Below are 7681 nucleotides of genomic sequence, written 5' to 3'. Positions count from 1 at the left end.
TGCCGCCAAAGCCGGCGCCGGCCCAGGGGTGCGAGACCCGCACCCAGCAGGAGCTGTTGTGGTCCTTGCTGCAGTAGCGGTTCCAGGGGAAGGAGATCTTCACCTGGCCGTGTTCGTTGGTGTAGATCTCCTGGCCCGGCGGGCCGGTGACCACCGCGGTGTCCGGGCCCATGGTCTGGGGTTTGGGCGTGTCGCGACGGGGGCGGAACGGCTGGTCGCTGGGGTGGGTTTCCATCACCGTGCGCAGCACCAGGCTGTCGGCGCTGGCGCTGGATTCGTAGTCGTTGTCGCTGAACTGGTAGTCGGCGGCGATCACCAGGTATTCGCGGTTGTGTGCCGACGCCGGGTGCCGCTCCAGGCTGAACAGCCGGCCCGGGGCCAGGCCCCGGGCGCGCCCGGTGGCATGGCCGCGACGCTGGGTGGTCTGCAGTTCCTCGATACGCACCCGCGCGTAGGGGTCGCCTTCGCCGACGGTCGGGTAGCCGCCCGGGTAGTCGAAGATGTCATAACTGTCGAAGGCATGCCCGGCCGGGGTGGCGCGCTGGGTCAGCAGCTCGGCGGCCGGGGTCTTGAAGTTGTAGTCGCGGGCGCTGTACTTGCCCGGCTTGACCTTGCCGCCGGCGGACCAGGTGTCCAGGTGATCCTGGTCGGGGTAGGTCAGGTCGGGGCTGAAATAGGGAATGCTGGCGTAGCCGGGAAAGGGGCTGGCCATGCCGATATCGTCGGTGATCACCAGGGCGTGTTCGCCGGCGCTGTGCTCGAACCAGAACCAGATGCCCTCGTGCTCCAACATGCGCATCACGAAGTTGGCGTCGGTCTCGCGGTATTGGACGCAATAGTCCCAGGTGCGGTAACTGCGGCTGAGCACGAAACGGGTTTCGAAGGGGTAGGGCGCCAGCACCTTCTTGACCATATCCGGCGCGGTCATGTTCTGGAACACCTGGTAGTCCGAGCGGCGGGTGGCGTACCACAACCAGGGTTTCAGCTCGGCCTCGTAGAGGTAGTGACGGCCCTTCTTGCCGACCAGGGCGAACCGCGCGCACTGGCCGTTGAGGTAACGCTTGGCGCCACCGGGCAATTCGATGTCGACGGTCACCGAGGTGCCGAGCATGGCGTCGGGGTCGAGGCTTTTCTGCTCGCTCTTGAGCGTCAGGTTGAAGTCGAACAGACGGGAGATTTCCTCCCGGCCGTTGAGGGCATCGAAGCGCAGGGTGTCGGGTCCGAGGACCGTGGTGACATTGAGCGTGCGGTTCATGCGTTGACTGTCCTCTCCCTGAAATGGCGTCAAGAGGCCCTAAGGCGTCCATGCGTAAGCGGCGGCAAGTCTGGAGCATGGCTCGAAAGGCGTCCGAGGTGGCCGTCGCAAAAAAGCTACTGAAACGCCAGTACTGAGCAATGGCTTCACTGGCAAATGACCTGGAGCGGTGGGGTAAGTCTCTCGTGGCCGCCCAAGGCCGGCCGCGTGGGGGGCTGCGGCGCGGCTGTGGAGCGGCGCAAACACGATCGCTGATTGCTACAGGCCAATCACGTTTCGTTCGGGATGTGCAGGTGTCTGCTGCCGAGGACCGCTTCGGTCGAGCTGTTTGGCCCTGCTGCAAGGAGGTGCTTGTTCCGACGCGCTCGGCGCCAGGCTTCAGTCCTCGCGAGCGTATTTGAGGTGTTCGGTGTAACCACCGTCGTTGTCTTGCCCAAGCATCCTGTAGATGGTTTCCCAGGTCTGGCCCTCTGTGGGGTTGGGCGGATTTTTGCTGCCGAACACGTAGAGGGTATCGCCCATCGGAAACGCGCCCTGTAGCGACTTGGCGCACTCGAGGCCCAGGCTGAACTGATGCAGGAACACCATGGGTTGTCCTTGGAAAAACGGCCAGTCCGGTTCTCCCTGCCAGCGGGGCGGCTGTTCGCTGAATACAAACTTGTCCTGGAGGTATTCGGCAATCCAGGTTTTCTTGTTTTTCGGGGCGTTTTCCAGGTAGGCGGCATACGCCTGGTCGACGAATGCCTCGGCGCCGGGCACAAACGCACTGGCGCGCTTGTGTTTGTTCAGGTAGTCGTCAAGAAAAGTGACGAAATCGTCTTTGTCCATAACAGGTCCCTTAAAATTTATTGACTGGCTTAATCACTTTAACAAGGTTCCAGCCGAGATTCCGGTAGGGGTCCATGGAGGCATGCCCCCACGGCGTGGCAGGCTGCAGGTTCCAGCCTTCGTGCGCCACCCCCGTGGAGCCGGAGCGCTGTGGAATGTACTGGTGATTAAGCTCGATAGGCACGGTGATATCTTTTGTCTGTCCGACCCGCCCTTTTAGCCTGTTGGTCACGGTGTTTTTGTAGACGACCCGCACCACCATGCGCGGCGCCAGCCCTTTTTTCATCCGGGCCAGGTTCTTCGCGGAGTACTTCCCGGCGGGTGCTTTTTTCGCGGCATTTTTCCAATAGCTACTGCGTGCCGAGCTCCAGCACCGCAATCCCCAGGGGTCGGTCCAGCCGATCGGGTTGGGGGCGTACTGGAACAGGTTGATGCCTCCGGCCAGTCCGATCGGGTCCGGCGTGGTGAAGCGCCCGATGTCCGGATCGTAGAAGCGAAAGGTGTTGTAGTGCAGCCCGGTTTCCCGGTCCAGGTACTGGCCCTGGAAGCGCAGGTTCTGCTCTTCGACATAATGGGCCTGCTTCTGTTCACGCAGCGTGGCGCCCCACACCTGGTAACTGGCTTGCCAAACACACTGGCCATCGGACTCGGTTAGCTGTTGCGGCAAGCCACTGGGGTCGTTGTGGTAGTAGCGCACGCGTTGATGGGGACCATGCCCGTCCAGGCGCGCCAGGGGTTCATAACCGTCGCCGTCGTACAGGTACAGGCTGAACAGGCCGTTGCGCTCCTCGGCGAGCAACCGCAAGCCGTCCCAGGTGAAGCGGGTCTGGTTCAGCAGCCGTGCGTTGCTGTCGTACTCGCTTTTCTCCACGCGCCGGCCCAGCGGGTCGTAGCGCATGCGCACCCGTGTCTGCTGGTAACCGTCGTCGGTGTGCACTTCGATCAAGCGGTGTTCGGCGTCGTAGGCAAAGCGCTGCACTCGCCGGCTGCCGGTGCGTTTTTCGCTCATGCGGCCGAAGGCGTCGTAGCGGTAACGCTTGTCCTGGTAGGTGAGCAGTTTGTTGTGAACCACCCGGCCACCGCTGGCGGCCGGGTCGAGCAGGTTGGCCGCCGCGTCGTAGGCATAGGTTTCGCGGCTGCCCAGGTGCAGGTCGCGGCTGGCGAGGATCCTTCCGCTGGCATCGTACTGCAGGTGCTGCTGCAGGTCGCGCTGGGCCTGGCTGTCGCGGTCGAGCCGCCCGACCAGGTTGTCGCAGGGATCGTAGTCGTAGCGCTGTTCGGCCTGCGCGGGGAGCTGCACCGGCTGCTGCGTCCGGCGCCGGTTGCGTTGGGTCAGCCGGCCGCAGCGGTCATATTGGCTGCGGGTCACCATCTGGCCCTGGGTACGCAGCACCTCGCGGTGCAGGCGGTCGCGCTCGAAGCGGCTGATCTCCTGGTCATCGACGCTGAGGATCTGCAGGTGACCGCTGCCGTAGTACAGCTGCTTGATCCGTCGCCCGTCCGGTACCCGGGTTTCCAGCAAATTGCCCAGCTCGTCGTAGGCGTGGCGCAGGGCGCCGCTGGCCCCTTGTTCTTCAATCAGCTGGCCGACGGCATCGAAGACGAATCCCAGCTGCTGCACGGTGCCGTCGACACCGGTGAACGAGACACCGGTCAACCTGTCGAGCGCATCGTAGCGATAGGTGCTGTGGCCATCACGGGTGGTTTTGCCGATCAGCCGACCCAGGGCATCGCGCTGCAACTGGTGCTCAATTGGCGCGGGTGGCACCTCGGGCACCGCGCTCAGGCCGCTGCCGTGGGGTGCCGGTGTCCAGGACACGCCGATCACCTGATCCTGGGCATCGTAGCGAAAGTGCTGGGCGCTGCCGTCCAGGTCGTGCTGGGCGGTGAGGCGATCGGCGCCGTCCCAGGCGAAGCGGTAACGCTCGCCGTTTTCGTTGACCAGCGCCTGTAACCTTCCATAGGCGTCGTACTCGAAGCCCACCTGGCGGCCCTGCTCGTCGAAGCGCCTGTGCACCTGGCCACGTCGGTCATACAGGTAGCGGACGCTGTGACCGGCGGGATTGACATAGGCACTGAGCTGGCCGATGGCATCGCGCTGGAACTGTTCGCGGCGGCCATCGGGCCGCTCGCTTTGCAGCAGGCGCCCCTGGGCATCGTGCTGGAAACGGCTGCGTTCGCCCAGCGCATCGATCACCTCCCAAAGGTGGCCGCGGGGGTCATAGGTGAAACGTGTCGGCAGTCCCGAGCAGTCGACCTGTTCGAGCAACTGGCCCAGTTCGTTCCAGCGCAGGGTGTTGCGTTTGCCGCTGGCGTCGATGATCTCGATCGGCAGCCCACGGGCGTCATGGCGGTAGCGGGTTACCCCGCCCAGCGGGTCGGTCTCCTGGATGCAGTTGCCGCGTTTGTCATAGCGGTAGCGCCAGGCGTGCCCGGCGGCATCGGTTTCCACCAAGGGCAGGCTCCAGTGCTCCAGCCAGCGGATAACGCTGCGCTGCTCCAGTGGGTCGAGGGTCTCGCACAAGTTGCCGGCCTCGTCATAGCCATAGCGCCAACAGGCACCGTCCGGTGCGGTGGCGGCCAGCAATTGGCGCTCGTCGTTCCACTCGAAGTGCCAGCTGTGGCCCAGGGCATCGGTGTAGCGGGTAATCTGATATTGGCCATTCCACTGCCGCTCGCTGACCCGGCCCAGGCCGTCGGTGATACGGGTCGTGCCGGCATTGAGGTCGTAGGCGAAATGGTATTCGTCACCTTCCTCGGTCCAGTGGCGGGACACCCGCGAATGCGCGCCATCGTTGTCCTGCAGTTCGAGCCACTGGTAGAAACAGCGCAACCCGCTGGGGAGTTGGTGCTCGACCATACGCCGTTGGGCATCGTAGACGAACCGCCGTTGCACCTGCAGCTCGCCGTCGCGCACCTCACTCAGCTCACCGGCCAGGTCGTAGGCATAGTGCACCAGCACCTCACGGCGCGCCTCGGGGTAAAGCCGCTCGATACGCGCCACGCGTCCGCTGTGCACATCGCTGTAGCACAGCTCGATTCGTACATGGCCTTCGCGGTCGTGCACCTGGTACAGGCGCCCGCGCGGGTCGTAATCCAGTAGCAGGCGATTATCGTTGCGATCGCCCAATTGGCTCAGGCGCAGTCTGTGCGGTTGGTCCGGCGCCTGCTCGAAGAGGCGGTACAGGCCCTCGGCACTCTCGATCAGCAGCGCGCCGCCTTCATGGCGGCGAATACTCAGTCCTTCGCCTGGGCTGTAGATCGCCTCACCCGGGGCCAGGTTGCCCAGTTCGATGGGCCGGCCCTGCTCGTCGATATAGGTCAGGCTTTCACTGCCTTCGTCGTCCAGTGCCAGGTGCACCATCACTTCGAAGGGCACGCTCCAACCGGTACCAAAGAGTCCATCGCGGCGCGCGTCGCGGCTGCTGTAGAACCGCTGCCAGTCGATCGGCAGCAGGCCGGGCAGGACGAAGTCCAGGTCGGCCTCGTCACCCAGGACCTTGGCCCCGGTAGCGGCATGCACCGGATTTGGCGAGCCGCTGGAGGCCGAACTCAAGGCCCCCGAGACCTGACCGCTGACATAGGCGGTGGCGCCGCCCATGGCCATGTTGCCGACAAAGGCGCCGGCCATGCACGGCAGCTTGCTGCAAAGTTTGCCGGGCCTGCCGCGCATCAGCATCAGCACGCTGACCGCCAGCATCACCCCGGGCGTCTTGCCACTGCGAATAGGCTGCACCACCACCGGGGCGCCGCCGATACGCACGTCGGGGGAGATGGTGCCGCTGTCCACCACGGTGCCATCACAGGTGCTGCGGTCGCCACTGCGCACCGCCGGCTGCATCTCGATGCTGACCTTGCTGGAGCCTTCGGCCAGCAGTTGCGTCGGCATCGCCGGGTGTTTGGTGCACAACACGATATCCAGCGGGCAGGGGATCACCCCCGGTGCCGGCGAGGCCACCGTGGGTCGCCACATTTCGCTGAAAAAACGCCCGGCCATGTCGAGGAAACTGGGGTCCTCCTCGACTTCGTCGACGTGCCCGTTCTCCTCGGGCATCGGGGTGCCGAGGATGCCGGCGGCACGCGCCGCGGCCAATCCGTTGATGCGGGTCTTATTCGCCCCGGTGGAAATCTTGGCCTGCACCGTGGGCGGACTGAGGCTGTTGCCCAGGTCGTCACAGAGGGTGGTGATGCCCTTGTCCGCCCCCGTCTGGTTGGCGGCGACCCCAATCACCACGCCGACCACCAGCGCCAGCGCGACGCCGCCGACGCCGCCGGTCAGCACCGTCAACCCCGTGGCCGCGACCACCGCCGCACAGGCTACGGCCGTGACGGCGGCGTAGGCCGCGATCTCCAGTACGCCGCTGACGACATCGGCGAGGAAAGTGGTGTGAAATAAATCGTCGCCAAGCCGCGCGGCCCAGAGTGCGTCGGACATCCGGGTGTTACTCCAGGGGAGGAAGCATCAGCGAGTGTTTGATCTGCGCCCAGTGCCGGGCCTCGGCCTCGCCCAGTGGCTGTGGCTTGACGTAGCTCAGGGCGAGCAGACGGTGCCCATCGGCCAGCAATATGCCGAGCTGGTACTGGTAGACCCGTTCGTTACCCCGGCTGAACTGGCTTTGCAGTTCCACGGCCTCGAGCGACTGCTGCGGGCCGACCTGTATTGCGGTGACAGGGCTGGCGCGCAGTTCCTTGACCTGTTTTTCCAGCTTGCCGATTTGCGCCTGGAAATGGCTGTGCAGGGTCTCGCCGCTGTCCAGCTGCCCACGGGTGATGACCAGCGAGGTGCCGAGTTCGGCAAAACGCAGGATATTGATCGTGCCGTCCTGCACGCTGCTGCTGGGCAGTTGCAGCTGGAGTTCCTGGGTGCGATAGCTCATCCGTTGCCTTAGCCTTTGGGAAAGATGCTGTTGATCGCCTTGTCGATGCTGCCCTTGTCGCCCTGACCATCGGGCGTCGCGCCGGGCCCGCCGCCAATGTTGAGGTTTAGCAGGCCACCGGTGTTGAACTCGGCATCGCCCGTGGCGTGGAAGTTGATGGCCACCCCCGTCAGGTTGATCTGCCCGCTGGCGTTAAGCTCGAGCACACTCTCGCCGCAGACCAAGCGCAGCTTCTCGCCGACTTCGAGCACGTAGTTCTGGCTGACGCTTTCACTTCGGGAGGCGCCGACCAGCAGCACATCGTCGCGTTTGACTGCGCGCAAGCGGTCCTCGCCGATGGTCGCGGTTTCGCTGCTTGCGACGGATTTTGTGCGGTTGTGGCCGACGGCATGGGTTTCGTCGTTTTTCACGACTATGTCCTGGTTACGCTCGGCGTGGATATACAGCTGCTCCTGGCCCTTCTTGTCCTCGAAGCGCAAGGCGTTGGCATTGTCGTAGCCGGCGCCCATGCTCGAGCGGGTCAAAAAACCCGACTGGGTGGCGTTGGCCGGCAGGCCCCAGGGCGGCATATGAAAGGCGTTGTACACCCGGCTGGTGATGATCGGCCGGTCCGGGTCGCCGTTGAGGTGATCGACCAGCACTTCCTGGCCGATGCGCGGAATATGAATGCCGCCAAAGCCGGCGCCGGCCCAGGGGTGCGAGACCCGCACCCAGCAGGAGC

The 7681-nt window shown here is 64.5% G+C and carries 5 protein-coding genes; all 5 read right to left on the bottom strand.

Annotated features, from left to right (window positions below):
* The coding region (locus ABWY06_RS14695) for a type VI secretion system Vgr family protein (protein ID WP_353926305.1) at positions 1-1255 on the bottom strand (1255 nt) is incomplete at its 3' end.
* A gap of 378 nt (positions 1256-1633) precedes the next feature.
* Positions 1634-2083 carry a hypothetical protein gene (locus ABWY06_RS14690; RefSeq protein WP_353926304.1) on the bottom strand — a complete coding sequence of 150 codons (450 nt, stop codon included), beginning with the start codon at positions 2081-2083 and terminating at the stop codon, positions 1634-1636.
* Positions 2084-2093: 10 nt separating this feature from the next.
* Entirely contained in the window at positions 2094-6518 is a 4425-nt protein-coding gene (locus tag ABWY06_RS14685) for an RHS repeat-associated core domain-containing protein (protein WP_353926303.1), read from the bottom strand.
* 7 nt (positions 6519-6525) lie between these two features.
* Positions 6526-6960, bottom strand: a complete 435-nt coding sequence (locus ABWY06_RS14680; protein ID WP_353926302.1) for a DcrB-related protein — start codon at positions 6958-6960, stop codon at positions 6526-6528.
* Positions 6961-6968: 8 nt separating this feature from the next.
* The coding region (locus ABWY06_RS14675; protein ID WP_353926301.1) for a type VI secretion system Vgr family protein at positions 6969-7681 on the bottom strand (713 nt) is incomplete at its 5' end.

It is taken from the genome of Pseudomonas sp. (genome assembly GCF_040514055.1).
Taxonomy (GTDB): Bacteria; Pseudomonadota; Gammaproteobacteria; order Pseudomonadales; family Pseudomonadaceae; genus Aquipseudomonas.
Note: the sequence above shows the minus strand (reverse complement) of the source record. Positions and strands in the feature narration are given on the sequence as shown.

Coding starts and splice junctions, on each gene's coding strand:
- ABWY06_RS14690 (WP_353926304.1), bottom strand. CDS start 2,083: ATGGACAAAGACGATTTCGTCACTTTTCTTGACGACTACCTGAACAAA.
- ABWY06_RS14680 (WP_353926302.1), bottom strand. CDS start 6,960: ATGAGCTATCGCACCCAGGAACTCCAGCTGCAACTGCCCAGCAGCAGC.
- ABWY06_RS14685 (WP_353926303.1), bottom strand. CDS start 6,518: ATGTCCGACGCACTCTGGGCCGCGCGGCTTGGCGACGATTTATTTCAC.